Origin of the sequence: Kitasatospora sp. NPDC094028 (genome assembly GCF_049543595.1) — a bacterium.
Taxonomy (GTDB): domain Bacteria; phylum Actinomycetota; class Actinomycetes; order Streptomycetales; family Streptomycetaceae; genus Kitasatospora.
The window spans coordinates 24,435-48,012 of the sequence record NZ_JBMVFA010000020.1; the positions used below are offsets into that span (position 1 = coordinate 24,435).

The 23,578-nt window shown below is 73.2% G+C and carries 20 protein-coding genes; 9 read left to right on the forward strand and 11 right to left on the reverse strand.

Annotation, left to right across the window (positions count from 1 at the left end):
• Positions 1 to 160: 160 nt before the first annotated feature.
• On the reverse strand, positions 161 to 1,525 hold the full coding sequence (locus tag ACPC54_RS26360) for a M16 family metallopeptidase (protein ID WP_498968347.1): 1,365 nt from the start codon (positions 1,523 to 1,525) through the stop codon (positions 161 to 163).
• Positions 1,526 to 1,545: 20 nt separating this feature from the next.
• Positions 1,546 to 2,895 (reverse strand): M16 family metallopeptidase, encoded by a 1,350-nt coding sequence (locus ACPC54_RS26365; protein ID WP_498968217.1) that lies wholly within the window; start codon positions 2,893 to 2,895, stop codon positions 1,546 to 1,548.
• A gap of 273 nt (positions 2,896 to 3,168) precedes the next feature.
• Between ACPC54_RS26365 and ACPC54_RS26370 the strand changes: the two genes are divergently transcribed.
• The 6 genes from ACPC54_RS26370 (at position 3,169) to ACPC54_RS26395 (ending at position 10,048) form a co-directional block, all read left to right on the forward strand.
• A complete protein-coding gene (locus tag ACPC54_RS26370) occupies positions 3,169 to 5,619 on the forward strand; it encodes a DNA gyrase/topoisomerase IV subunit A (protein ID WP_498968218.1) in 2,451 nt (816 codons plus the stop codon).
• A 199-nt stretch (positions 5,620 to 5,818) separates the two neighbouring features.
• On the forward strand, positions 5,819 to 6,106 hold the full coding sequence (locus tag ACPC54_RS26375; protein WP_498968219.1) for a hypothetical protein: 288 nt from the start codon (positions 5,819 to 5,821) through the stop codon (positions 6,104 to 6,106).
• Between the two features lie 31 nt (positions 6,107 to 6,137).
• Positions 6,138 to 7,385 (forward strand): hypothetical protein, encoded by a 1,248-nt coding sequence (locus tag ACPC54_RS26380; RefSeq protein WP_498968220.1) that lies wholly within the window; start codon positions 6,138 to 6,140, stop codon positions 7,383 to 7,385.
• Between the two features lie 12 nt (positions 7,386 to 7,397).
• Positions 7,398 to 8,387 carry a hypothetical protein gene (locus ACPC54_RS26385; protein WP_498968221.1) on the forward strand — a complete coding sequence of 330 codons (990 nt, stop codon included), beginning with the start codon at positions 7,398 to 7,400 and terminating at the stop codon, positions 8,385 to 8,387.
• Between the two features lie 10 nt (positions 8,388 to 8,397).
• The gene (locus ACPC54_RS26390) at positions 8,398 to 9,087 is read left to right on the forward strand and encodes a hypothetical protein (protein ID WP_498968223.1); all 690 of its coding nucleotides are present in this window, start codon (positions 8,398 to 8,400) and stop codon (positions 9,085 to 9,087) included.
• A gap of 58 nt (positions 9,088 to 9,145) precedes the next feature.
• Positions 9,146 to 10,048 carry a ferredoxin family protein gene (locus ACPC54_RS26395; protein WP_498968224.1) on the forward strand — a complete coding sequence of 301 codons (903 nt, stop codon included), beginning with the start codon at positions 9,146 to 9,148 and terminating at the stop codon, positions 10,046 to 10,048.
• 80 nt (positions 10,049 to 10,128) lie between these two features.
• Here the strand turns inward: ACPC54_RS26395 and ACPC54_RS26400 are convergent, their stop codons facing one another.
• The 3 genes from ACPC54_RS26400 to ACPC54_RS26410 are packed head-to-tail and all read right to left on the reverse strand — an operon-like array spanning position 10,129 to position 12,944.
• Positions 10,129 to 11,184, reverse strand: a complete 1,056-nt coding sequence (locus tag ACPC54_RS26400; RefSeq protein ID WP_498968226.1) for an ABC transporter substrate-binding protein — start codon at positions 11,182 to 11,184, stop codon at positions 10,129 to 10,131.
• 46 nt (positions 11,185 to 11,230) lie between these two features.
• Complete coding sequence (locus ACPC54_RS26405; protein ID WP_498968227.1) at positions 11,231 to 12,103, reverse strand: ABC transporter permease; 873 nt, start codon at positions 12,101 to 12,103, stop codon at positions 11,231 to 11,233.
• Entirely contained in the window at positions 12,093 to 12,944 is an 852-nt protein-coding gene (locus ACPC54_RS26410; RefSeq protein WP_498968228.1) for an ABC transporter ATP-binding protein, read from the reverse strand. The genes ACPC54_RS26405 and ACPC54_RS26410 overlap by 11 nt, the downstream gene beginning before the upstream one ends.
• A gap of 211 nt (positions 12,945 to 13,155) precedes the next feature.
• Here ACPC54_RS26410 and ACPC54_RS26415 point away from each other — a divergent pair, with 211 nt between their 5' ends.
• Positions 13,156 to 14,766 (forward strand): ATP-binding protein, encoded by a 1,611-nt coding sequence (locus tag ACPC54_RS26415; protein WP_498968230.1) that lies wholly within the window; start codon positions 13,156 to 13,158, stop codon positions 14,764 to 14,766.
• Complete coding sequence (locus tag ACPC54_RS26420; protein WP_498968232.1) at positions 14,766 to 15,452, forward strand: response regulator; 687 nt, start codon at positions 14,766 to 14,768, stop codon at positions 15,450 to 15,452. The genes ACPC54_RS26415 and ACPC54_RS26420 overlap by 1 nt, the downstream gene beginning before the upstream one ends.
• 68 nt (positions 15,453 to 15,520) lie before the next feature.
• Here the strand turns inward: ACPC54_RS26420 and ACPC54_RS26425 are convergent, their stop codons facing one another.
• From ACPC54_RS26425 to ACPC54_RS26450, 6 genes are all read right to left on the reverse strand, one after another.
• Positions 15,521 to 17,248, reverse strand: a complete 1,728-nt coding sequence (locus ACPC54_RS26425) for a solute symporter family protein (protein ID WP_498968348.1) — start codon at positions 17,246 to 17,248, stop codon at positions 15,521 to 15,523.
• Positions 17,249 to 17,253: 5 nt separating this feature from the next.
• Positions 17,254 to 17,889: a DUF485 domain-containing protein gene (locus ACPC54_RS26430; RefSeq protein ID WP_498968233.1), complete on the reverse strand. Its 636-nt coding sequence runs from the start codon at positions 17,887 to 17,889 to the stop codon at positions 17,254 to 17,256.
• 126 nt (positions 17,890 to 18,015) lie between these two features.
• Complete coding sequence (locus ACPC54_RS26435; protein WP_498968234.1) at positions 18,016 to 18,711, reverse strand: response regulator transcription factor; 696 nt, start codon at positions 18,709 to 18,711, stop codon at positions 18,016 to 18,018.
• A complete protein-coding gene (locus ACPC54_RS26440; protein ID WP_498968235.1) occupies positions 18,708 to 19,883 on the reverse strand; it encodes a sensor histidine kinase in 1,176 nt (391 codons plus the stop codon). The genes ACPC54_RS26435 and ACPC54_RS26440 overlap by 4 nt, the downstream gene beginning before the upstream one ends.
• 60 nt (positions 19,884 to 19,943) lie before the next feature.
• Entirely contained in the window at positions 19,944 to 20,429 is a 486-nt protein-coding gene (locus ACPC54_RS26445; protein WP_498968237.1) for a DUF1453 domain-containing protein, read from the reverse strand.
• Between the two features lie 156 nt (positions 20,430 to 20,585).
• On the reverse strand, positions 20,586 to 22,697 hold the full coding sequence (locus ACPC54_RS26450) for a DNA gyrase/topoisomerase IV subunit B (protein ID WP_498968238.1): 2,112 nt from the start codon (positions 22,695 to 22,697) through the stop codon (positions 20,586 to 20,588).
• A gap of 538 nt (positions 22,698 to 23,235) precedes the next feature.
• On the opposite strand from ACPC54_RS26450, the gene ACPC54_RS26455 reads away from it, so the two are divergent.
• The gene (locus ACPC54_RS26455) at positions 23,236 to 23,469 is read left to right on the forward strand and encodes a DUF7455 domain-containing protein (protein ID WP_498968240.1); all 234 of its coding nucleotides are present in this window, start codon (positions 23,236 to 23,238) and stop codon (positions 23,467 to 23,469) included.
• Positions 23,470 to 23,578 lie beyond the last annotated feature (109 nt).

Sequence of the window (23,578 nt, forward strand, 5' to 3'; positions counted from 1 at the left end):
CGACCCGCATGGTGACCGCCTCCCTTCGTTTCGTCCGCGGTTCGCACGCTCTGTGCGTCGGGGAACATCTATCCACGGAACGTCCGGCGCGCGCAACGGATTTAACACGCGTCCGGCCCGGTGGAGCGGGTGCTCCACCGGGCCGGACTGGGAGAACGCGTCAGCTGACGACGGTGACCTCGCCGATCCCGAGCGCCCGCACGGCGTCGGCGATCTCGGCGGCGTCGCCGACCAGGACGGTGACCAGGCGCTCCGGCGGGAAGGCCGCGACGACGGCCTCGGTGGCGGCGGCGGTGGGCAGTTCGGCGAGCTGCCGGTAGACCTCGGCCTGGTAGTCGTCCGGCAGGTGCTGCTCGACCTGGTCGGCCAGGGTGCCGGCGACCGAGCCCGCGGTCTCGTACTTCAGCGGCGCGACGCCGACCAGGAACTGCACGGCCTCGTCGCGCTCGGCGTCGGTGAGGCCCTCGGCGGCGAGGGTGCGCAGGATCGTCCAGGTGTCCTCCAGCGCCGGGGCGGTGGAGGCGGTGTCGACGGAGCCGCTGATGGCGAGCAGCGAGCGGCCGCTGCCGTCCGCGGCGGAGCGCAGCGGCTGGGCGAAGGCGCGGACGCCGTAGGTGTAGCCCTTCTCCTCGCGCAGGACGCGGTCGAGGCGGGAGGTGAGGGTGCCGCCGAGGCAGTAGGTGCCGAGGATCTGGGCCGGCCAGGCGTCGTCGTGGCGGTCGGGGCCGATGCGGCCGATGAGCAGCTGGGTCTGCACGGAGCCGGGGCGGTCGACGATGAGGACGCGGGCGCGGTCGTCGGCGGTGACGGGGGCGAGTTCGGCGGGCTGGGCGGGGGTGCCGGTCCAGGTGCCGAGGGTGCTCTCCAGCAGGGCGGGCAGGTCGGTGCCGGTGAGGTCGCCGACCACGACGACGGTGGCGGTGGCCGGGCGCACGTGGGCCTGGTAGTAGGCCTGGACGGCGGCGCGGTCGATGCTCTTGACGGTGTCGGCGGTGCCGGCGCGGGGCCGGGAGAGCCGGTCGGCGGTGTCGAAGAGTTCGGCGTAGAGGGCCTTGACGGCGCGCCGGGCGGGGTTGGCCTGCTCGTGGACGATCTCGTCGAGGCGGTTGGCGACGAGGCGCTCGATCTCCTCCTCGGGGAGGGCGGGGGCGCGCAGGGCGTCGGCGAGGAGGGTGAGGCCGCGCTGGAGCCGGGAGGCGGGGACCTCCAGGGAGACGCGGATGCAGGGGTGGTCGGCGTGGGCGTCGAGGGTGGCGCCGGCGCGTTCGAGTTCGGCGGCGAACTCCTCGGCGGTGAGGGTGTCGGTGCCTTCGCTGAGGGCGCGGGCCAGGATGGCGGCGACGCCGTCGAGGCCTTCGGGTTCGGCGGCGAGCGGGGCGTCGAGGAGGACCTCGACGGCGACGAGCTGCTGGCCGGGCCGGTGGCAGTGCAGGACGGTGGTGCCGTTGCCGAGGGTGGTGCGCTCGGGGGCGGGGAAGGCCCAGGGCGTGGGGGTGCCGGGCTGGGGCTGGGGGTGGAAGGTCATCGCGGGGACGTAGTCGGTGCTCATGCGGCGGCACCCTCCTCTTCGGTGGCAGCGGTGTCGTCGTCGGTCTCGTCGTCGGTGGCGGTCGGCTCGTAGGCGAGGACGGCCCGGTTGTCGGGGTTGAGCCGGGCCTTGGCGATCGCCTGGACCTCTTCGGCGGTAACGTCGAGGACCTTGGGGAGGGCGTCGTTGAGCAGCTTGGGGTCGCCGAACAGGACGGCGTAGCGGCAGAGTTCGTCGGCGCGGCCGGCGACGGTGGTGAGCCGGTCGAGCCATTCGCGCTCGATCTGGGCCTGGGCGCGTTCGAGTTCCTCGGGGGTGGGGCCTTCGGCCGCGAAGCGGGCGAGTTCCTCGTCGACGGCGGCGTCGATCTGGTCGAGGGTGGCGTCGCCGGAGGTCTTGACGTCGAGCCAGCCGAGGCTGGGGGCGCCGGCGAGGCGGAGCAGGCCGAAGCCGGCGGAGACGGCGGTGCGGTCGCGGCGGACGAGCCGGTTGTAGAGGCGGCTGGATTCGCCGCTGCCGAGGATGGTGAGGGCGAGGTCGGCGGCGTCGGCTTCGCGGGTGCCGTCGTGCGGGAGCCGGTAGGCGGCCATGAGGGCGCGGGAGGGGACGTCCTCGTGGAGCTGTTCGCGGATCTCGCGGCCGATGGTGTCGGGGAGTTCGCCGGAGCGCGGGGGCTGCTTGCCGTCGTGGGCGGGGATGCTGCCGAAGTACTTCTCGACCCAGGCGATGGTCTGCTCGGGGTCGATGTCGCCGACGACGGAGAGGACGGCGTTGTTGGGCGCGTAGTAGGTGCGGAAGAACGCGCGGGCGTCGTCGAGGGTGGCGGCGTCGAGGTCGGCCATGGAGCCGATGGGGGTGTGGTGGTACGGGTGGTCGCCGGGGAAGGAGAGCGCGGTGAGCTTCTCGAAGGCGGTGCCGTACGGGACGTTGTCGTAGCGCTGGCGGCGCTCGTTCTTGACGACGTCGCGCTGGTTCTCCATGGAGGTGTCGTCGAGGGCGGCGAGCAGCGAGCCCATGCGGTCGGCTTCCAGCCAGAGGGCGAGCTCCAGTTGGTGGGCGGGCATGGTCTCGAAGTAGTTGGTGCGCTCGAAGCTGGTGGTGCCGTTGAGCGAGCCGCCGGCGCCCTGGACGAGTTCGAAGTGCCCGTTGTTGGAGACGTTGGCGGAGCCCTGGAACATCAGGTGCTCGAAGAGGTGGGCGAGGCCGGTGCGGCCTTCCACCTCGTGGCGGGAGCCGACGTCGTACCAGAGGCAGACCGCGGCGACCGGGGTGAGGTGGTCCTCGGAGAGGACGACGCGCAGGCCGTTGGCCAGGCGGTGCTCGGTGATGGCGATGCCTCGGGGGGAGGCGGGGGCCGGGTTGGCCATGCGCTCGGGTCCTTCCCGTCGTCGATGTCGGGGGTTCGTGTGGCGTCCCCCATTGTGGTGCAACGCGTGAGGGGTGCGTTCGTGTCCGCGCGGACGGGGCGTTCGCCAGGGGCGGAAGAGGGGCGCTGGCCGGGAGTGTCGGTGCGAGGGTCCACAATGGGGGCGCCGCGCCCTGTTGACGGGGCCCGCGGCCGGTTGAGACCGGGTCCGACCGGGACCGACCGATTTTCGATCGAGCACACCGCCAGCGACACGTAAGGGAGCCCCGCCGCGATGGCCCGCCGCAGTTCGCAGACCCCGCCGCCCGGAGACTTCGAGGAGCGGATCCTCGACGTCGACGTCGTGGACGAGATGCAGGGCTCCTTCCTGGAGTACGCCTACTCGGTGATCTACTCGCGTGCGCTGCCGGACGCGCGGGACGGTCTGAAGCCGGTGCACCGGCGGATCCTGTACCAGGCCAACGAGATGGGCCTGCGTCCGGACCGAGCGCACGTGAAGTGCGCCCGCGTGGTGGGCGAGGTGATGGGCCGGCTGCACCCGCACGGCGACGCCTCGATCTACGACTCGGTGGTGCGCATGGCGCAGCCGTTCTCGATGCGGCTGCCGCTGATCGACGGGCACGGCAACTTCGGTTCGCTGGGCAATGACGACCCGCCGGCGGCGATGCGGTACACCGAGTCGCGGCTGACGGCGGCGTCGATGGCGATGGTGGAGTCGATCCACGAGGACACCGTCGACTTCGGCCCGAACTACGACGGCAGCGAGCAGGAGCCGCTGGCGCTGCCGGCCGCGTTCCCGAACCTGCTGGTGAACGGCGCGACGGGCATCGCGGTGGGCATGGCGACGAACATGCCGCCGCACAACCTGTCCGAGGTGGTCGCGGCGGCGCGGCACCTGATCAAGCACCCGTCCGCGGACCTGGACACGCTGATGCGGTTCGTGCCGGGGCCGGACCTGCCGACCGGCGGGCGGATCGTGGGCCTGTCGGGCATCCGGGACGCGTACGAGTCGGGCCGCGGCACGTTCAAGATCCGGGCGACGACGTCGATCGAGGCGGTGACGGCCCGCCGCAAGGGCATCGTGGTGACGGAGCTGCCGTACAACGTCGGCCCCGAGAAGGTCATCTCGAAGATCAAGGACCTGGTCAACGCGAAGAAGCTGCAGGGCATCGCGGACGTCAAGGACCTGACCGACCGCGAGCACGGGCTGCGGCTGGTGATCGAGGTGAAGAACGGCTTCGTGCCGGAGGCGCTGCTGGAGCAGCTGTACAAGTTGACGCCGATGGAGGAGACCTTCGGCATCAACAACGTGGCGCTGGTGGACGGGCAGCCGCTGACGCTGGGTCTGAAGGAGCTGCTGGAGGTCTACGTCGACCACCGGTTCACGGTGGTGCGCCGGCGCAGCGACTTCCGTCGCCGCAAGCGCGAGGAGCGGCTGCACCTGGTCGAGGGCCTGCTGGTGGCGCTGGTCGACATCGACGAGGTCATCGCCATCATCCGGTCGAGTGACAACGCGCAGCAGGCGAAGGAGCGCCTGATGGAGCGTTTCTCGCTGTCGGAGACGCAGACCGGCTACATCCTGGACACTCCGCTGCGCCGGCTGACCCGGTTCGACCGGGTGGAGCTGGAGCAGGAGAAGGCGAAGCTGACGGCGGAGATCGCGGAGCTGACGGAGATCCTGGAGTCGGACGCGCGGCTGCGCAGCGTGGTGTCGTCGGAGCTGGGCGCGGTGGCGAAGCAGTTCGGCACCGAGCGGCGCACGGTGCTGCTGGAGGCGGGGGCGGCGCCGTCCGCGGCGCTGGCGGTGCCGCTGGAGGTGGCGGACGATCCGTGCCGGGTGCTGCTGTCGTCGACGGGTCTGCTGGCGCGGACGGCGGACGGGGAGCCGTTCGAGGAGTCGGAGAAGCGCGCCAAGCACGATGTGATCGTTTCGGCGGTGCACGCGACGGCGCGGGCGGACGTGGGTGTGGTGACGTCGGCGGGCCGGGTGCTGCGGCTGCCGGTGATCGATCTGCCGGCGCTGCCGCCGACGCCGTCGCCGACGCTGGCCGGCGGTGCTGCGGTGGGCGAGTTCCTGCGGCTGGAGGCGGACGAGCGGGTGCTGGGGCTGACCACGCTGGACGAGTCCTCGCCGGGTCTGGCGCTGGGCACGGTGCAGGGCGTGGTGAAGCGGGTGGTGCCGGAGTGGCCGGCGAACAAGGACGAGTTCGAGGTGATCGCCCTCAAGGAGGGTGACGAGCTGGTGGGCGCGGTCGAGCTGCGCACGGGCGACGAGGACCTGGTCTTCATCACCTCGGACGCGCAGCTGCTGCGGTACCCGGCGGGCCAGGTCCGTCCGCAGGGCCGTCCGGCGGGCGGCATGGCGGGCATCAAGCTGTCGGAGGGCGCGCGGGTGCTGTCGTTCACGGCGGTGGATCCGGCGGCGGACGCGGTGGTGGTCTCGGTGGCGGCGGCTTCGGGGACGCTCGCGGGCGACGAGCAGGTGTCGTGGAAGGTGACGCCGTTCGAGCTGTACCCGCGCAAGGGCCGGGCGACGGGCGGTGTGCGCTGCCAGCGCTTCCTGCGGGGCGAGGACGGTCTGGCGTTCGCCTGGGCGGGTGCGGTGCCGGCGCGGGCGGCGACGGCGAAGGGCGTGCCGGTGGACCTGCCGGAGCGGGATTCGCGCCGGGACGGTTCGGGCACGCCGGTGACGGCGCCGATCGCGGTGGTCGCCGGGCCGGCGTGATCGGGCGCCCGTAGCGCGCGGGTCCTGGAAGGGGAGGTGCACCGGAGATGTCCGGTGCACCTCCCCTTCGCATTCTCCAAAGATGTCGGATTTTCGGAGGAACGCCTGTCAGGTGATAGTGCCGGTACGAACCCACCGGTTTCCCGGGTTAGCTTTGAGTCTCGACACCGAGCGGCACGAGCCCTGAGGGGACTGGGAGTTGGCCGAGGACTTCAAGATCGACCTGGCCCGGATGAGGTCGGTCTCCCGACAATTGGGGGAATGCGGCGAGCGGATGGGTTCGGCCGCGAAACGCCTGCGGAACCTCGGCAGGGGCGAGCAGCTGGGGACCGAGCGCCTGGACTCCGCCTGCAAGGGCTTCGAGGACCACTGGCACGGCGGCATCGGCCGGATGTCCAAGCTCGCCCACGGCCTGCACGAGGGCCTGGACGCCTCCCTGGAGACGTACGGCGGGAACGAGCAGGGCACCACCCAGGGCTTCACGTAGACCGGCCACACCACCAGCGGGGAACCGATCCATGACCGACAAGAACTGGCCCGGTCTCGGGTTCTGCCCGGCCCCCGGGGACCTCGGCGCCATCGCCAGGATGTACGCGGACGTCGACGCCGTCGCCGCCGAGCTGGCGGAGCTGCGGCACGCGCTCGCCGGCATCGGCGCGGACGGCGGCGCCTGGGAGGGCGAAGCGGCCCGCAGGTTCGCGAGCAGACTGGGCCGGCTGCCCGAGTACCTCGCCCAGGGCCACGATTCGATGGCCGCCTGCTCGCGGGCCCTGAAGACCTGGCACACCCAGCTGTCCGGGATGGCCGCCACCGGCCGGGCGATGGAGGCCGAGGCCGTCGAACTGCGCTCGCGGCTGTCCGGGACGGACGACCGGCTCGCCGCCCTCGGCCGCACCCTGGACTCGTACCGGCAGCCCGGCGCGCAACAGCCCGCCGACAACGTGATGATGCGGACGCAGACGCAGTTCGAGGCGGCCCTGGGAGCCAGCCTGAGCGGGCACCACCAGCTCGACGAGCTGATCTCCCGCGCCCACCGGCAGCTCGACGACCACCGGCACAAGGCCGAGGCCGCCGCCCGGGCGATCATGGAGGCGTCCCGCCACCACCCGCCGGACCCGGGCCTGTTCAAGCGGCTGCTGGACAAGGTGGAGCACGCCTGGCAGAAGTCCCTGGACTTCCTGGCCGACCACGCCGACGCCCTGTCCAGGATCTCGGCCGGACTGGCGATCGCGGCGCTGGCCCTGTCCTGGGTGCCGGGCGCCGCACCGGTCCTCGGCGGCGCGGCCGCGCTGACCAGCCTGGCCGCCGGGACCGGGCACGGCATCGCCAAGGCCCGCGGCCAGGACGTGCCGTGGCTGTCCATCGGCCTGGACGGGCTCGGGGCGCTTCCGGGCTTCGGCGCCGTCAAGGGCTTCGCCACCGCCGGCCGGACGGCCGCGCGGGTCGAGGGCGGCAACATCGCGACCAAGGTCGTCAGGAACTTCGCCGACGACGTGCAGGCGTCCAAGGGCGCCGGCGGGGTCGAGCGGGTCAAGGGTGCCGGTGCGGGGCTGTTCGAGATGACGTCCAATCCGCTGTCGACCAAGGGCATCCTGGCGGGGCTCCGGAAGACGGGCGTCGAAGTCGACCCCCGCGCCGTGACCCTCCCGGTCAAGGCGGGCGGCCTGTCCTTCGGCTTGCACGAGGACAGGAAGCGCGGGCAGGAGGTCCGGGCCCCGGGCCCGCCGCACCCCTCCCCCGAACCGTTCCTGAACGCCCTCGCCTGAGCGGAGGACCCGATGGTCCGATACGACTACGTGCCCCTGCCCGTGGCGGGCGGGCAGCTGGCCGCCGTACCCGAGATCGCCGAAGCCGCCCGGCGGGCGAACCAGCGGTACGGCGTCAACCTGCTGGACGACGACGCCGCCCGCGACGTCGTCACCAGACACCTGCGGCTGCGCAACGACCTCGCGTGGCACACCGAGGCCGGCGCGATGCTCGTCCTCGGCGGGATCGCGGTGGCCGCGATCGTCGGCGCCACGATGCACTCGCCGGCGGATCCGAAACAGGTCGCCGCCCTGGTGGCGGCGATCGCCGCGATCCCGGCCGGGCTCGTGCTCTGGGGCCTGGGCTCGTCCCGGGACACGGACAAGCAGGCGGCCGCCGTCCGCTTCACCCTGTACATCGGCCTGCTGGACCGGGCCCGGGCCGCCGGCCTGGAGATCCGCATCCCCGCCGACTGGCCGGTACCGGCCGCGCCGGCACCGCTGCCGGGGCCGGCCCGGACGGCCGAGGCCCGACCGTACGACGGCCCCGCGATCGACCGGACGTTCCCGGTACTCCCGGCCGACCAGCTCCACCGCCACCCGGTGCTCGCCGAGCGGGCCCGCGCGCTCGGCGCCCCGCACGGCATCGACTTCCTGGACGAGCAGGCCGTCCGGGCGCTGCTCACCGCGCAACGCACGGCCGTCCGGCGCTGGAACGGATGGGCCCTGACCGCCGCGCTCGGGGTGGCCCTCGCCGCCGCCCTGGCCTGCGGCCTGCCGCCCGCCGCCGACGCCCACGGGCGCAGGCTGATGCTCACCTGGATCACCGCCCTCGCCGCCCTCGGGGCCCTCGCCACCCCGCCCGCGCTGTGGACGCACCGCAGCTGGCGCCGTTCCGGGGTGCGCGAGCCCGCCGCCGCCTACCGGGAGCTGCTGCACGACGCGCAGGCGTACGGCGTGCCGGTCCCCCCGCGGCTGCCGTCCTGGCTGACCGTGAACACCAAGATCCGCAAGTCCTACTGAAGGGGCCGCCATGTCCGGCACGCCCGTCGCGGCAGGCTCCGACGGGAGCGCGCAGCTGCACATCCGGTTCGTCGTCCCGCCCGCCTTCCACGACCTGCCCCTGTTCGGCACCGAGGACGAAGTGGCCGCCGAACTGTGGGAGTTGGCCTGCGAGGTGCTGGCCGTCGACCCGGCCGAGGTCCGGCTGGGCTGGGCCACCCTGCTGGCCGAGCTGATCCCGCCGATGGGCGAGGCCGGGGTGATCTACGCGGGCGTCTGCCTGGTGGAGGTGGACGGCCGGCCGAGTTCGGCGGCGATCACCGCCTCGGTCTGCCCGCTGGTCGGCACCGACCACCCGGGCGCCGTCGACTTCCTGCTCACCCGCCTCGCCCGCGCCCGCCCGGGCGCGGAGGTGACCGCGATCGACCTGCCCGCCGGACGGGCGGTCGCGGTGATCGACGCCCTGGCCGCGCCGCTCGACGACGGCCGCGAGCCGACCGTCTCGCTCATCCAGGTGCACCTGCCGCTGCCGAACGAGACCGAACTGCTGACGCTGGAGCTGAGCACCCCGTGCCCCGAGGAGTGGGAGCTGTACTCGGAGCTGTTCGCGGGCGTCGTGCGCAACCTGTACCTGGAGTTCGCGGACCTCCGGTACGCGACGGGGCCGGCCGGGCCTCCCGACCAGGCGCTGGCCGCGCGCGTCCGGGCCGCCTTCGGCTGAGCGGAGCCGGGCAGGCCGGGCCGGGCCCGGCCGGAGGCCTGCGGGTAGCCTTGCGCCGGTGAGCACCTGTGCGAGCGCGTCGCGCGAACTGTCGGAGCCGCTGACCGCCACGGCGGCGGTGGCGACCACCTGGCTGCTGATCGAGCAGAACGGCCCGTGGGGCGCGAAGGCGCTCCGCGAGAGCCACCTCGACCCGGCGACCGGGCGCGCGCTGGACGCGGCCGCGGCGGGCACCGGTGTCCGGGCGGCGCTGATCCGGCGGCCCGGCCGGCACGCGGACTGCCTGCCGACCGCGCGGCACGAGGTGATCGTGGCGCACACCGTGCCGGGCCGCGGCTGGGTGCGCCGGGCGCAGGTCACGGATCCGGCGGAGCTGCTGGAACTGGACTTCGCGGCGCTGGGCGCCGGCGACCACACCGGCTTCGGGGTGGAGCACGTCGGCGGCCCGGTGGCGCTGGTGTGCACCAACGGCCGCCGGGACCGCTGCTGCGCGCTTCAGGGCCGCCCGCTCGCGGCGGAGCTGGCGGCGGCCGCGCACAGCGAGGTGTGGGAGGTCACCCACCTGGGCGGGCACCGCTTCGCCCCCACCATGCTGGTGCTGCCGTACGGCTACGCGTACGGACGGCTGACCCCGGTGACCGCGAAGGAGGTGCTGGCCGCGACGGCGGCCGGCCGCGTGGTGCCGGAGTGGTCGCGCGGTTGCTCGGGCTGGGAGCGCCCGGGCCAGGCGGCCGAGCACGCGGTGCGGCTGGCGACCGGCGAGACCGCGGTGGACGTGCTGACCGTGGCGCAGCGCCCGGACGGCGCGGGCCGCTGGCTGGTCGGGGTGCTGCACCGGGACGGCCGGGCCTGGGAGGTGGACGTGATCGAGGCGTTCGGCGAACCGGCGCGCCCGGAGAGCTGTGGCAAGGCGCCCGTGACACCGTCCCGGATGGACGTGCTGTCCGTCCGCGGGGTCTGAGGCGTCGAGGACGGGAGCGGCCCCGCGCCCGTGGGGGTGAGCGCGGGACCGCGGCGGTCGGGACTCAGACCGAAGCGGCCTCAGCCGGTGGCCTTGCCGACGAACGCGGTGGTGTACGTCCTGGCCAGGTCGATGTTCCCCTCCTTGCCCTTGACGTCCGGGTGGAAGGCGGCGAGCACCGCGAGCACCGTCTTCGGCCCGTCCGCCGGCATCACGCCGTCCGTGGTGAACATCGGCAGCGTCGCCTTGATCGCGGCCGCGTACTGCTCGACGCCGCCCTGCGCGTAGTCGGCCGGCATCTTCGCGGCGATCTCCTGGGCGCTGTGGGTGGACATCCACTTGAGGGTCTTGACGAAGGCGTTGGCGAGCTTCTGGGTGGTGTCCTTGTTCTTCTCCACCCAGTCGGTGTTCATGTAGAGCGCCGACGAGGGGTAGAGCCCGCCGAGTGCCTGGCGGGATCCCTCGGGGGTGCGCAGGTCGTAGAGGACCTTGCCGAGGTTCTTGTCCAGGATGTTGGCGACGGTCGGGTCGGTGGTCATCCCGGCGTCGATGCTGCCCTGCTGGAGGGCGGCGATGAAGGTCTGGCCGGCGCCGACCGAGATCGGGCTGAACTCGCTGACGGCGGTGCCGTTCTTGACCGCGAGGTACTTGGTGAGGAAGTCGGTGGAGGAGCCGATGCTGGTGACGCCGAGCTTCTTGCCCTTGAAGTCGGCGCCGGACCGGATCGCGTCGGCCTGCTTGGCGGAGACGATCTCGACCTCGCCGGGGGCCTGGGAGAACTGCACCACGGACTCGACGTGCTTGCCCTTGGCCTGCAGGTCGATGGTGTGGTCGTAGAAGCCGACCGCGCCCTGGACGTCGCCGGCCAGCAGCGCGGTGGTGGCGTTGACGCCGGCGGGCTCGCTCATCAGCTCGACGTTGACGCCGGCCTCGGCGAAGAAGCCGAGCCGCTGGGTGAGCATGGCGGGCAGGTAGATGACCTTGTCCAGGCCGCCGACCATGATCTTGACGGTCGGTCCGTCGACCTTCTGCCCGGCCGGGGCGGCGCCGTGGGTGGACTGGGCGGCGTCGTTGGCGCAGGCGGTGAGCGGGAGCAGCAGGGCGGCGGCGAGGCCGACGGCAGCGACTCTGTTCATCGGGTTCGGGCGCATGGTGGGGGTGCCTCTCTGGCTCTGGAGGGGATCAGCGGCCGTCGCCCGCGTCGGCGGGCTTCCAGCGGAACAGCTTCTTCTCGGCGAAGGTCAGCAGCCCCTCGGTGAGCAGCGCGACGACGGCGAGGATGGTCATGGCCGCGTACACGCCGGCCGCGTTGAAGGTGCCCTGGGCGGCCGCGACCAGCAGGCCGAGGCCCTTGGTGGCGCCGATGTACTCACCGACGATGGCGCCGATCAGCGCGAAGCCGAAGCTGACGTGCAGGCTGGTGAAGATCCAGGTGGTGGCGGCCGGGATGACCACCTGCAGGGTGACCTTGCGGTGGGAGGCGCCGAGGATGCGGGCGTTGGCGACGAGGTTGCGGTCGACCTCGCGGGCGCCCTGGAAGGCGTTGAAGAACACCGGGAAGAACACCAGCACCACGGCGGAGGCGACCTTGGAGGCCGGCCCGAGGCCGAACCAGATCAGGAAGATCGGGGCCAGCACGATGCGCGGGATGGCGTTGAGCACCTTGATGTAGGGCCCGAACACGTCGGCCAGGAAGCGGATCCGGCCGAGCGCGATGCCCAGCAGCACGCCGCCGATCACGCCGACCACCCAGCCGGCCAGCGCCTCGTACAGGGTGTAGCCGATCTGCTCGCCGAGCGAGCCCTGCGCGGTGCCGTGGGTGGTCCACTGCCAGATCTGGTCCCAGATCTTCGACGGCTGCGAGAAGTTGAACGGGTCGATGACGCCGCCACGGGCGCACACCTCCCAGAGCCCGAGGAAGCCGAACAGGACGGCGGCGCGCGCCGCATGAACGCTCAACTTCCGGTTGCGGGCGGCTCGTTGGCGAGCCTCGGTCCGGCTGGTGGCGGGGGCCGCCGGTGCGGTGCCGGCGGCCGGCGCGGTCTCAGGCGGCACGACCCGCTCCTCTCTCCCGGGTGATGCGGACCTCTTCGCCGAGCGAGGCCCAGATCTCGCGGTACAGCTCGACGAACCTCGGCTCCAGTCGGACGGCCTCCACGGTGCGCGGGCGCGGGAGGTCGACGGTGAAGACCTCCTTGACGGTGGCCGGCCCGGCGGTCATCACGACGACCCGGTCGGCGAGCGCGATGGCCTCGTCCAGGTCGTGGGTGACGAACACGACCGAGGCTGCGTTTCTGGGAGAACCGGTGCCGGCCCACAGCTCCAGCAGCTGGTCGGACATCAGGGCGCGGGTCTGCACGTCCAGCGCCGAGAACGGCTCGTCCATCAGCAGGATCGTCGGGTCGTTGACGAAGGTCTGGGCGAGCGCGACGCGCTTGCGCATGCCGCCGGACAACTGGTGCGGGTAGCGGTCCTCGAAGGCGGCCAGGCCCACCCGGCCGAGCCAGTCCCGGGCCCGCTCCCTGGCCTCGGCGGCGGGCACGCCGCGGAAGCGCGGGCCGGCCGTCACGTTGGACAGCACGGTGCGCCACGGGAAGACGGCGTCCTGCTGGAACACGAAGCCGACCTTGGGGTCGATCCCGCGGACCGGCTCGCCGTACACCCGGACGTCGCCCTCGGTGGGCTCCTCCAGGCCGCTGACCAGGGTCAGGGTGGTGGACTTGCCGCAACCGGTCGGGCCGACGACGGCGACGAACTCGCCCTGGGCGACGGTCAGATCGAGATCGCGGACAGCGGTGTGCAGGGCGCCGGACGGTGTGCGGAACCGTTTCGTCGCACCGATCAGCTCGATCGCCGGGGTCGTCCTCACGCCCCCCGCCTCGCTTCGCTCGCTCATGCTTTCCTCCGGGGTCGGTGCTTGCCCCGAAACGGTAGGAGCGGGCCCGGCCCCGGCGGGAGCCTTCTTCGCGTAGTGCGACTTCTCCGCATTGAGGGGTGTTCTGCTCGTTTTGCTTGCGCTACAACTGCGGGGACGCGGCTGACAGAAACACGCCGGAAACCCAGGGTGTCCCGACCCCCGCCCCGCCCCCCGTCGAGAGGAGGCCCGGATGAAGCTCCCCCGCTGGCCCCGCCGGGTCTTCGCCCAGCTGCTGCTCGGCCAGACCGTCGTCACGGTCGGTGTCACCGCCGTGACCGCCGGCCTGTTCCTGGCCCCGGTGAGCAACGAGCTGGACCACGACGCGATGCAGCGCGCGCTGTCGATCGCCCAGGCCACCGCCACCGACGAGGTGATCGCCCGCGCCGCCGAGGCCCGCGACTCGGCGACGGTGCAGCGCAACGCCGAACAGATCCGGCTGGCCACCGGTGCCAGCTTCGTGGTGGTCACCGACCTGGACGGCATCCGGCTCTCGCACACCGACCCGGTCCGGATCGGCCACCGGGTCAGCACCGACCCGGAGCCCGCCCTCAGCGGCCGCAGCGTCACCGCGATCCAGGACGGCACGCTCGGCCGCACCGCGCGCGGCAAGGTGCCGCTGCGCGCGGCGGACGGCCGGATCGTGGGCGAGGTGTCGGTCGGCATCAGCGACGACTCGATCCGCCGCCGGCTGCTGAAGATGCTCACCGGCATCCTGCTGTGCGCGGGCGCCGGCCTGGCCGCCGGCACCGTCGCCACGCTCGCGCTGGCCCGCCGACTCAAGCGCCGCACCCACAACATCGCGCTGGCCGACATCTCCGCGCTGCTGGTGGAGCGGGAGGCGATGCTGCACGGCATCCGCGAGGGCATGGTCGCGCTGGACGAGCACGGCCGCGTCCGGATCGCCAACGACGAGGCCGTCCGGCTGCTCGGCCTGCCGGAGGACAGCACCGGCCGCCCGATCACCGAGGTGCTGCCGCCGGGCCGGCTCGCGGACGTGCTGACCGGGCGGATCACCGGCACCGACCTGCCGGCCGTCCGGGACGACCGGGTGCTGGTGGTGAACCGGATGGCGACGGACGGGCACGGCGCCGTGGTCACCCTCCGCGACCGGACGGAACTGGAGTCGCTGGTCCGCGAGTTGGACACCACTCGCAGCCTCACCGAGGCACTGCGGGCGCAGGACCACGAGCACGCCAACCGGATGCACACCCTGCTCGGGCTGCTGGAGCTGGGCCGGCACGAGCAGGCGGTGGCGTTCATCTCGGAGCAGTCCGGCTCGCACGCCGTGGTGGCCGGCCGGATCGCCGAGCAGGTGCGGGACCCGCACGTCGCCGCACTGCTGGCCGGCAAGACGGCGGTGGCCGCCGAGCGCGGGGTGCGGCTGCTGCTCGCCCCGGCCGCGCACCTGCCGGACGCGGTGGTGGACGCCCGGGCGCTGGTGACGGTGCTCGGCAACCTGATCGACAACGCGGTGGACGCCCTGGGGCCCGCCGGGCGGGCCCCGAGCGGGGGCGGCCGGGTGGAGGTCAGCCTGGCCGCGGCCGGCTCCACCCTGCTGCTGCAGGTCGCGGACAGCGGCCCGGGCGTTCCGGAGGAGCTGCGCGAGCAGGTCTTCGAAGAGGGGTGGACCAGCAAGGACGCGCCCGCGCACCGCCCGCGCGGACTGGGCCTGGCGATGGTGCGGCGGCTGGTCGAACGGACCGGCGGCCGGATCGTGCTCGACGCGGGGCCGCTCGGCGGCGCCCGGTTCACCGTCGAGCTGCCCGAGGCCCTGCTCACCACTCAGCTCGCGGAGGCGTGATGATCGACGTACTCGTGGTGGACGACGACTTCCGGGTCGCCGACGTGCACGCCGCGTACGTGGCCAGGGTGCCGGGCTTCCGGGTGACCGGCACCGCGCACTCGGCCGGGGAGGCGCTGGCCGCGCTGGAGCGCCGACCGGTGGACCTGCTGCTGCTCGACCACCACCTGCCGGACGAGACCGGCCTCGCGCTGGTGCGCCGGCTGCGGGAGCGGCAGGTGTCCTGCGACGTGATGATGGTGACCGCCGCCCGGGACGTCTCCACCGTGCACGCCGCGATGCAGCACGGCGCGCTGCAGTACCTGGTCAAGCCGTTCACCTTCGCCGGGCTGCGGGAGAAGCTGGTCGCGTACGCGCAGCTGCGGCACGCGCTGGCCGCCCCCGCCCGGGAGGCCGGCCAGGACGAGGTGGACCGGCTGTTCGCGACCCTGCGCAGCGCCGCCGTCCCGGCCGGCCCGCTGCCCAAGGGCCACTCGGCGCCCACCACCGACCTGGTGCTCGGCGTGCTGCGGCGGGCGGCCCGGCCGCTGTCCGCCCAGGAGGTCGCCGACGCCACCGGTCTGAGCCGCTCGACGGCGCAGCGCTACCTCAAGCAGCTGGAGCGGGACAGCCGGCTGCGGCTGACCCTGCGCTACGGCGACACCGGCCGCCCGGAGCACCGCTACGGCCTCGCCGTCCAGCGCTAGCCGGCCGGCGCCGGACACGGGGAACCCCGGCGGCCCCAGGACCGCCGGGGTTCCCCGAGGCGCGGCACTCAGGCCGCGCCCGCACCGGTGAGGGCCCGCACCTCCAGTTCGGCGAAACGGTCCGCGTCGGCGGGCTCGGGCGAGGTGACGGTACCGAGCCAGCCGGCCAGGAAGCCGAGCGGGATCGAGACGATCCCGGGGTTCTCCAGCGGGAACCAGTGGAAGTCGATGCCCGGGAAGAGCGCCACCTTCGTGCCGGAGACGACCGGCGAGAAGAACACCAGCACGATCGCCGGGACGAGACCGCCGTACACCGACCAGACGGCCCCGCGGGCGGTGAACCGCGACCAGAACAGGCTGTACAGCAGCACCGGCAGGTTCGCGGAGGCGGCCACCGCGAAGGCCAGGCCGACCAGGAAGGCGACGTTCAGCTGCTGGGCGAAGAGGCTGATCGCGATCGCGGCGGCGCCGATCCCGACCGCCGAGATCCGCGCCACCCGGACCTCCTCGTGCTCGCTGACCGGGTCCGCGTCGGCGGCCCCGTCCGCGGCGGGCGCCGCCTCGGCCGGGCGGGTGCCGGGCACCACGCCGCGCCGCAGCAGCGGCCGGCGGCGGGGGCGGCCGCGCCAGGCCCCGGCCCAGATGTCGTGGGCGAAGGCCGCCGAGGAGGCCAGGGTCAGCCCGGCGACCACGGCGAGAATGGTGGCGAAGGCGATCGCCGAGATCAGGGCGAACAGCACCACGCCGCCGGTGCTGCCGTTGCCGCCGCCGAGCACCAGGGCGAGCAGCGGGACGGCGGTGTTCCCGGCCGAGTTGGCGTGCCGGACCTCGGCCGAGCCGACCAGCGCGGTGGCGCCCAGGCCGAGCACGATGGCCATCAGGTAGAAGCCGCCGACCAGCCCGATCGCCCACATCGTGGAGCGCCGGGCGGCCCGGGCGGTGGGCACGGTGTAGAAGCGGGACAGGATGTGCGGCAGGCCGGCGGTGCCCAGCACCAGGGCGAGGCCCAGGCTGAAGAAGTCCAGTCGGCTGGTGAAGGTGGCGCCGTACTTGAGGCCCGGTTCGAGGTAGCGGTGGCCGGCGCCGCTGTGCTGGGCGGCCTGGCGCATCAGCGCGAACAGGTCGCCGTGGAAGCGCGCCACCAGCAGGACGGTGAGCAGCACCGAGCCGGCGATGAGCAGGAAGGCCTTGACGATCTGGATCCAGGTGGTGGCCTTCATCCCGCCGACCGTGACGTAGACGATCATCAGCGCGCCGACCGCGATGATGGCCCAGGTGCGGGCCCCGGTGCTGTTGGTGCCGAGCAGCAGGGCGACCAGCGAGCCGGCGCCGACCATCTGGGCGACCAGGTAGAGCAAAGTGACGACGACGCTGGCCCCGCCGGCCGCGGCCCGGACCCTGCGCCGGCGCAGCCGCAGCGCGAGGACGTCGGCGAGGGTGTACCGGCCGGCATTGCGGACGAGTTCGGCGACCAGCATCAGCACGACCAGCCAGGCGACCAGGAAGCCGATGCTGTAGAGCACGCCGTCGTAGCCGTACAGGGCGATCAGCCCGGCGACGCCGAGGAAGGAGGCGGCGGAGAGGTAGTCGCCGGAGAGGGCGAAGCCGTTCTGCAGCGGGGTGAAGCCGCGGCCGCCGGCGTAGAAGTCCTCGGCGGCGTTGCCCCGGCGGCCGACCCACAGGGTGATGCCGAGGGTGACCAGGACGATGACCGCGAACAGCGCGATCGCGAGGTCGTGGTGGTCGCCGGTGGGGGCGACGGGCGGCGGGGTGGCGGTGCTGGTCACCGCGGTCACGGCGCTCACCGGAGCTGGTCCTGGGTGTCCCAGCGCAGGCCGAGGGCGGCGCGGTCGCGCTTGGTCCGGGCGTTGCGGGCGTAGAGCCAGGTCAGCAGGAAGGTGGTGGCGAACTGCAGCAGGCCGAGCAGCCAGGCGACGTTGAGCGGGCCGGCCACCTCGGTGCGCATCAGGCCGGGGGCGGCGGCCTGCGCGGCCACGTACAGCAGGTACCAGCCGAGGAAGGCGCCGCTGACCGGGAAGACGAAGGTGCGGTAGCCGCGGCGGATGTCCTGGAAGGCCGCGCTGGCCTGGACGGTCCGGTAGACCTCGGCGCTGTCGGGGCCGGCGGCGGCCGCCGGGGCCGGCCCGACGACGCGCGCGGGCGCGGGCACCTGCGCCGGTACGGGCCCGGACGCCGGGAGCGGCACCGACGACGGTGCCGACGACGGCGGCGAGAGCGGTGCGGCCGGGAGCGGCACGGCCGGCGGCTCGGCGGGGGCGGGCCGGGCGGGTGCCGCCGGACGGGCGGGCGGCTGCTGCGCCGGTACCGCCGTTCGGCGGTGCGCGGCCGAGGGGTCGGACGCGCTGGCGGCGGCCGGAGCGGCCCACCAGTCGAATCGCTGTCCCTGCCCGGGACTGCTCGTCTGCTGCTGTGGCACTGCTGCTCCTGGACCGGCCGGACGTTCTGACCCGAACCATGATGGAGGCGCCCGGACACCGTCCGTGACCATCGCAGATACCTTCACTCGATGAGGTGGTGGATGATCTGACGGACGCTCATCGCACTACTGCTGCATACCGGTGATTCCGTGTCGGAACGCGTACGCGACGGCCTGCGCCCGGTCCCGGACGGCGGTCTTGGCGAACAGGTTGTTGATGTGCGTCTTCACGGTCGCCGGGCTGACGAACAGCCGCTGGGCGATCTCGGTGTTGGACAGCCCCTGGGCGATCAGCGCGAGCACCTCGGCCTCCCGCGCGGTCAGCCCGTCCGGCAGCTCCGCCGGCCCGGCGGCGGGCCGCTCGGCGGCCGGCGCCGATCGGTCCGGCTTCTCCGACAGCCTTTCCAGCAACCGGAGTTGGATCTGCGGCGAGAGCCCGGCCGCGCCCGCCCGGACGTCCGCGATGGCCTTGGCGATCTCCTCGCCGCCGGCGTCCTTGGTGAGGTAGCCGCGCGCGCCGGCCTGCAGCGCGGGGAACAGCGACTCGTCGTCGGCGTAGGTGGTCAGCACCACGACCTCGGTACCCGGGTGCTCGGCGCGGATCCGCCGGGTGGCCTCGACGCCGTCGACCCGCGGCATCCGCAGGTCCATCAGCACCACGTCCGGGTGATGCCGCTCCACCAGCGCGACGGCCTCCTCCCCGTCCGCGGCCGCGCCGACCACCTCGATGCCGGGCAGCAGCCCCAGCAGCATCACGATGCCCTCGCGCACCACGGTCTGGTCGTCCGCCACCAGCACCCTGGTGACCGCTCCACCGGTCATGCCGGCACCCGCAGCAGCACGCGCCACCCTCCGTCCTCCGGGCCCGCCAGCAGGGTGCCGCCGAGCAGTTCCGCGCGTTCGCGCATCCCCAGCAGACCGTACCCGCTGCCGCTGTCGGCCAGCTCGCGGGACGCCGGCCGGCCGGCCGACTCGCCGCGCGGCGCCCGGCTGTTGCGCACCTCCAGCTCCACCGCGTCGTCCAGGTAGCGCAGTTCGACCGAGCAGCGGGCACCCGACGCGTGCTTGCGGACGTTGGTGACCGCCTCCTGCGCGGTGCGCCGCACCGCGAGGGCGGCCTCGGCGGCGAGCGGCCGGGGGGTGCCGGCCACGGTGAGCGTCGCCCGTTCCCGGTCGGCCAACTCGACCAGGAACTCCCCGACCGGCGTGAACTCGCCGCGCAGCGCGGACAGCGCCTGCCTGGTCTCGACCAGGCCGTCCTGCGCCATCCGCCGGGCGGCGACCACCCGTTCGCGGATCTGCTCGCGGTCCGTCCCGGCGTCCAGCATCAGCCGGGCGGCCTCCAGGTGGACGAGCTGCGCGGACAGGCTGTGGGCGAGCACGTCGTGGATCTCCCGGGCGATCCGGGCCCGTTCGGCGAGCGCGGCGCTCTCCGCCTCCGCCGCGCGGGCGGCGCGTTCCTGGGCGAGCAGCCGGCGGGCGGTGCCGCGCGCCTCGATGTCCAGTCGCAACAGATAGCCGACCAGGACGGAACCGCCGAGGGTGGCGGCGACGCTGAGCCAGCTCGCCGGGGAGGCCGCCGCGTACGAGCCCAGCGCGGCCGCCGCGGCGAGCAGCGCGGGTGCGAGCGGCAGCCGGATCAGGACCGTCACGGACAGCCCGATCCAGAGGAAGTCGGCCAGCGTGTAGGCCGTCCCCGCGTTGGCGAGCCAGCCGCCGCCGACCAGCGCGGCGGACAGCAGATACGAGGCCGCCGGGCGCTGTTCCCGGGTGGCGCGCAGGTAGAGCGCGCAGAGCGTGACGGCTGCGGCCAGCCCGGCCGCCGCGCTCGGCACCGCCCAGCCGGCGTACCTGCCGCCGGAGAAGGTCCCCCAGCCGACGATGACCAGCAGGACGGTCCGGCCGAACACGGTGAGGACCCGCCGCGGCCGGCTCTCGGCCTCGCGCTCCAGCCCCTCGCGGGACGGCCAGCGGGTCCAGTGCCACCCGGCCACGGGTGCCTCCTCGGTGCTCACGAAGTGGGGTGCGGTGACGACGGGTGCGATGACGGCGGCTCAGTGCAGGACGGCGGCGGCCCGCGCGGGCTCCAGCGACCGGGCCCTCCAGTTCACCACGATCGAGCGGACCAGCAGCAGGACCGCCATGCCGAGCATCAGCGAGCTGCCCGACTGGTGGACGCCCAGCGCCGAGCCGACCGCGTAGATCCCGATCCGGACGGCGATCATCCCGCCCCAGGCGGCCAGGGTGGCCTTGGTGCCCTTGACCATGACGGACCCGTCCGCGTCCCGCCAGATCCGGACGGTCCAGCCCCAGACCGACCCCATCGCGAGCACGGCGACCAGCCCGGCCGCCAGCAGCCCGACCGACAGCGCGGTGTGCTGGTGGTCGATGATCTGCGGGTCCCGCAGCGCGAGCACTCCCAGGACCAGCGGCAGCACCCAGAAGCGGCGCTCCCCGTCCAGGCGTTGGGCGCGCATCTGCCGCTGGACCACCAGGACCACCACGGCGGCGATCACCACGAGATTGACGAGACCAGTCATCGGATTTCCCCGTCCTCAGGAGAGGCGTGCTGCTGACCTCTCCGACGCTACGGATCCGGCGTTCCCGACTGATCGGCGCCGAGGTGGACCGCGGGTGGAAGCACCGACGCGAGGGCCCTCCACCCACGGGTGGAGGGCCCTCGCGGACGGCCGCGGTCAGGCGTCGATGCGGGAGCGGTCCAGGGTGGCCGCCGAGTCGACGATGAACTCCTTGCGCGGAGCGACGTCGTTGCCCATCAGCAGGTCGAAGATCCGCTCCGCCTGCTCCAGGTCGCCCAGGTTGATCCGGCGCAAGGTGCGGTGGCGCGGGTCCATGGTGGTCTCGGCCAGCTGGTCGGCGTCCATCTCGCCGAGGCCCTTGTAGCGCTGCACCGGCTCCTTCCAGCGCATGTTCTTGCGCTGGAACTCCAGCAGGGTGGAGCGCAGTTCGGCGTCGGAGTAGGTGTAGTGGTACTTCTCCTGGCCGCGCTTCGGGTTGGTCAGCTCGATCCGGTGCAGCGGCGGCACGGCGGCGAAGACCCGGCCCTGCTCGACCATCGGCCGCATGTAGCGGTGGAAGAGGGTGAGCAGCAGGGTGCGGATGTGCGAGCCGTCGACGTCGGCGTCGGCCATGAAGATGACCCGGCCGTAGCGGGCCTGGTCGATGTCGAAGGTGCGGCCGGAACCGGCCCCTATCACCTGGATGATCGCGGCGCACTCGGCGTTCTTGAGCATGTCGCTCACCGAGGCCTTCTGCACGTTGAGGATCTTGCCGCGGATCGGCAGCAGCGCCTGGAACTCGGAGTTGCGGGCGAGCTTGGCGGTGCCGAGCGCCGAGTCGCCCTCGACGATGAAGAGTTCGCTGCGGTCGACGTCGTCGCTGCGGCAGTCGGCCAGCTTGGCGGGCAGCGAGCTGGTCTCCAGCGCGGTCTTGCGGCGCTGGGCCTCCTTGTGCTGTCGGGCGGCGACCCGGGTGCGGGCGGCCGCGACGATCTTCTCCATGACGGCCCGGGCCTGGAGCTTCTGGTCCTTCTTCGCCGAGGTGAGGAAGGCCTTCAGTTCCTTGGCGACGACGGCGGCGACGATCCGGTTGGCCGCCGAGGTGCCGAGCACCTCCTTGGTCTGGCCCTCGAACTGCGGCTCGGCGAGCCGGACGGTGACGACGGCGGTGAGGCCCTCGGTGGCGTCGTCCTTGGTGATGTCGTCCTCGGCGACGCGCAGCAGCTTGGCCGCGCGCAGCGCCTCGTTGACGGTCTTGGCCAGCGAGCGCTCGAAGCCGGTGACGTGGGTGCCGCCCTTGGGGGTGGCGATGATGTTGACGAAGGACCGCAGGGTGGTGTCGTAACCGGTGCCCCAGCGCAGCGCGATGTCCACGCCGAGCTGGCGGGTGACCTCGGTGGGGGTCATGTGGCCGAGCTCGTCCAGGACGGGCACGGTCTCCTTGAACGTGCCCTCGCCGTGCAGCCGCAGCACGTCGCAGACCGGCTTGTCGGGGGCGAGGAACTCGCAGAACTCGGCGATGCCGCCGTCGTAGTGGAAGACCGACTCCTCGACCTGCTCGCTCTCGGTGAGCCGTTCGTCGCGCACGACGATGGTCAGGCCGGGGACGAGGAAGGCGGTCTGCCGGGCGCGGCTGTGCAGGTTCTCCAGGGAGAGCTTGGCGTCCTTGAGGAAGATCTGCCGGTCGGCCCAGTAGCGGATCCGGGTGCCGGTGCGGGTCTTGGGGACCTTGCGGGCCTTGGCGAGTCCGTTGGCGGGCTCGAACGGCGCGTCCGGGCCGGCCTCGGTGAAGATGCCGGGGGTGCCGCGGCGGAAGCTGATCGCGTGGGTGTGGCCGTTGCGGTCGACCTCGACGTCCAGGCGCGCGGAGAGCGCGTTGACCACGGAGGCGCCGACGCCGTGCAGACCGCCGGAGGCCGCGTACGAGCCGCCGCCGAACTTGCCGCCGGCGTGCAGCTTGGTCATCACGACCTCGACGCCGGACAGCCCGGTCTTGGGCTCGACGTCGACCGGGATGCCGCGCCCGTTGTCGCGGACCTCGACCGAGGAGTCGGGGTGCAGCAGGACCTCGATGCGGTCGCAGTAGCCGCCGAGCGCCTCGTCGACGGAGTTGTCGATGATCTCCCAGAGGCAGTGCATCAGGCCGCGGCTGTCGGTGGAGCCGATGTACATGCCGGGGCGCTTGCGGACGGCCTCCAGGCCCTCCAGGACGAGCAGGTGCCGCGCGGTGTAGTTGGAACCGTCGTCGCCGGCCAGCAGCGCGGACGGCACGGTCGTTTCGGCACTCACGCGGCACTCTCCTCGGTGAAGTTCTGTCTCATCGGTCACATCCGGACACATCCGGACCGTCCGCCAGTGCAGCACGCCGCACCGACATCCGTCGCCCAGTGTGCTCGCACCCCTCCGCCGGGTGCGCAGCACAGCAGGCCGGCCCCGCGCGGCTTGTACGCGCTGCGCGAACAAGGACCGCGCCCGGGTGTGGCCCCCGGGGGCGCCATCTCCTCCCGGTAGCACCGGTCCTGGCGGATCGTGGGGCCGGGCGCAGGCTCCGGAACTGCTGTGATGCAGGCTACCGGGGCCCGGGACGGGGCTTATGCTCCAACCCGGCAGAGGATTATGCTACGCGGACCTCGCACCCGGTCCCGATCGGGCGTTCGAGCCGCGGTCCGCTCCTGGGATCCGGTACGCATGAACCACCGGCGCCCGGGGCACCTCCTCATCAACACAGCAGAATCCTCAGAGAAGAAAAGCCACGAGCGGGAACGTTTTCGACCTGGTTGGATGTTGACCCTGGTACGACAGCTCGTCGAGCTAGAGAAGAGGCGACGTGACTACTGTTCTGACCCCTGCGAGCCCGCTCACCGCGGCTGACCGCTGCGACCGCTGCGGCGCCCAGGCCTACCTGCGCGTCGTTCTCGCAAGCGGCGGCGAGCTGCTCTTCTGCGCCCACCACGGCCGGAAGTTCGAGCCCGAGCTCAAGAAGATCGCCGTGGAGATACAGGACGAGAGCGGCCGCCTGTCCGGCACCACCACCGCGACGGCCGCCGACGACGAGCGCTGATCCCGGGCGCCGCACCAGCCAGACAACGTCGAGCTGTGTCCGGTCGCACACCACGTGCGACCGGTGGGCCGGGCGATCGACCCCCTCGGGGGCCGTTCGCCCGGCTCCG